We start from the raw sequence: 2,328 nt of genomic DNA, 5'->3' as shown, positions 1-2,328 counted from the left end.
CCCGTCGCCTGGTCGAGATTGCCGGTCGGCTCGTCGGCGATGAGGATGCGCGGCGACGGCGCCAGCGCCCGGGCGATCGCCACGCGCTGCTGCTCGCCGCCGGAAAGCTCGCCCGGATAATGCGTCACACGGTCGCTCAAGCCGACCGCCGCGAGCTCGCGCGCGGCCACCCCGAACGGGTCGCCATGTCCGGCGAGCTCGAGCGGCACCGCGACATTCTCCAGCGCGGTCATGTTGGGGATGAGATGGAAGGACTGGAATACGATGCCGATGTTTCGCCCTCGAAATGAAGCAATCTGATCCTCGCTTTTTCCGTTGAGCAATTCGCCGGCGATCCGAACCGTGCCCGAATCGACCCTTTCCAGGCCGGCAAGAACCATCAGCAGCGTCGACTTGCCCGAGCCCGATGGGCCGACAATGCCGGTGGCTTGCCCGGCCGCGACGTCGAGGCTCACGCCCTTCAGCACATGGACGGAGGACGCGCCCTCGCCGAGCGTCAGCGATACGTCCCTCAACGCGATGACGGCTTCTGTCACAATAAAAGCGCCCTATATGTGGAAAAAGGAGACGGCCCGTGTCTCCTTCCTTGGGTTGTTCCGGTCATATGGGGCTCGCCGCATGGCATTCAAACATCGTTTTGCCGCAGCCCCCGTCGTTTTCGCAGCCCTCATCCTTTTCCTTGGCCTTTGCGGCGCCATTTCGTCGGCGCGCGCCGCCAGCTTCACCATCGTCGGCTTCGGCGACAGCCTGATGGCGGGCTACAGTCTCGGCCCTGGCCAGGGTTTCACCGACAGGCTGCAGGCAGCCTTGAAGGCGAAGGGCCTCGACGTCGCCGTGGCCAATGCCGGCGTGTCCGGCGACACCTCGAGCGGCGGCCTGGCGCGGCTCGACTGGTCGGTGCCGGACGGCACAAGGCTGGTGATCCTCGAGCTCGGCGCCAACGACATGCTGCGCGGCCTTTCACCCGGCATCGCTGAGAAGAACCTCGACGCCATGCTCGGCAAGCTGAAGCAGCGCAAGATCCCGGTACTGCTCGCCGGCATGCGCGCCGCGCCCAATCTCGGCGCCGACTACCAGAAGGCCTTCGACGCCATCTATCCGCGGCTTGCGGAGAAATACGGCGTCCCGCTCTATCCGTTCTTCCTCGACGGCGTCGCCGGCCACGCCGACATGCAGCTGGAAGACGGCCTGCATCCCAACCCCAAGGGGGTCGACATCATGGTCGAGCGTATCCTTCCCGTGGTCGAGAAGGCCATTGCCGCGAATGGCGGTGCGTCATGAGACCGAAAAGCCACGCTTTCCGCTGGGGAAACATTGTGGACAACAAACCGCTTGCCCCGCGCTGATATCGATGATTCGCTAGGGCCGAGAGTTTCGATTCGAGGACAGGAGGCTTCACATGCCACGTCTTTTCACCGCCCTCGAAATTCCGCGTGACGCCGCTCTCTCCTTGTCCCTGCTCCGGGGCGGGCTGCCCGGGGCGCGCTGGATCGACGTCGAAAACTACCATCTGACGCTGCGCTTCATCGGCGATGTCGAAGGCCATGTCGCCGACGAGATCGCCAACGCCCTCGACAGGGTTCACCGCCCCTCATTCCAGATGACGCTCTCGGGCGTCGGCGCCTTTGGCGGCAAGAAGCCGCATGCGGTGTGGGCCGGCGTGTCCGCCTCGCCGGACCTGACGGCGCTGCAGGGCGAGATCGACCGCATCTGCCAGCGGCTCGGCCTACCGGCCGACCCGCGCAAATTCTCGCCGCATGTGACGCTGGCGCGCCTGCGCAACGCAAGCCCGCTCGACGTCGCGCAATATCTTTCGGCGCGCGGCAATTTCGCCGCGTTGCCCTTCCGTGTCGGCCGCTTCGTGCTGATGTCGTCGCGCGATTCGGTTGGCGGCGGCCCTTACATCGTCGAGGAAGCCTGGCCGCTGGTCGCCGAAACGCTCGCCTCGAGCCGCTTCGCCAGCGCCTCCGACGCCTCGCGGATCATGCGGTAGACCGAGGCGAAGGCCTCGGCGCCGTCATAATAGGGATCCGGCACGTCCGCGGCCCTTCCCGTGGCGAAATCCAGATAAAGATGGACGCGGTCTCGCGCGGCCTGCGGCGCCAGTGCCTTGAGGTCGCGCACATTTGCCCGGTCCATCCCGAGGATCAGGTCGAAGCGCGAAAAATCCCCCGGCAGCACCTTGCGTGCCCTCTGCCCTGAAATGTCGATGCCGTGCTTCGCGGCAACCGCGATCGAGCGCCGGTCCGGCTCCTGGCCGGCATGCCAGCCGCCGGTCCCGCCGAATCGAGCAGCATTTCGTGGCCCCGGCCACGCTCGGCCCAGACG

General features: G+C 66.2%; 3 protein-coding genes and 1 pseudogene. 2 read left to right on the top strand and 2 right to left on the bottom strand.

The features are described 5' to 3' along the window. The coding region (locus EOA27_RS32455; protein ID WP_127258288.1) for an ATP-binding cassette domain-containing protein at window positions 1-536 on the bottom strand (536 nt) is incomplete at its 3' end. Window positions 537-618: 82 nt separating this feature from the next. On the opposite strand from EOA27_RS32455, the gene EOA27_RS32450 reads away from it, so the two are divergent. Continuing rightward, a complete protein-coding gene (locus EOA27_RS32450) occupies window positions 619-1,281 on the top strand; it encodes an arylesterase (protein ID WP_126080429.1) in 663 nt (220 codons plus the stop codon). 118 nt (window positions 1,282-1,399) lie between these two features. Then, window positions 1,400-1,993, top strand: coding sequence for an RNA 2',3'-cyclic phosphodiesterase (thpR, locus tag EOA27_RS32445; protein WP_126080428.1), 594 nt, complete (start codon window positions 1,400-1,402; stop codon window positions 1,991-1,993). Here thpR and EOA27_RS32440 read toward each other — a convergent pair. Continuing rightward, window positions 1,900-2,328 (bottom strand): annotated as a pseudogene (locus tag EOA27_RS32440) (low molecular weight protein-tyrosine-phosphatase); the annotation flags it as partial. The gene thpR and the pseudogene EOA27_RS32440 sit on opposite strands and share 94 nt — an antisense overlap.

Origin of the sequence: Mesorhizobium sp. M2A.F.Ca.ET.037.01.1.1 (assembly GCF_003998075.1) — a bacterium.
GTDB lineage: Bacteria > Pseudomonadota > Alphaproteobacteria > Rhizobiales > Rhizobiaceae > Mesorhizobium.
Note: the sequence above shows the minus strand (reverse complement) of the source record. Positions and strands in the feature narration are given on the sequence as shown.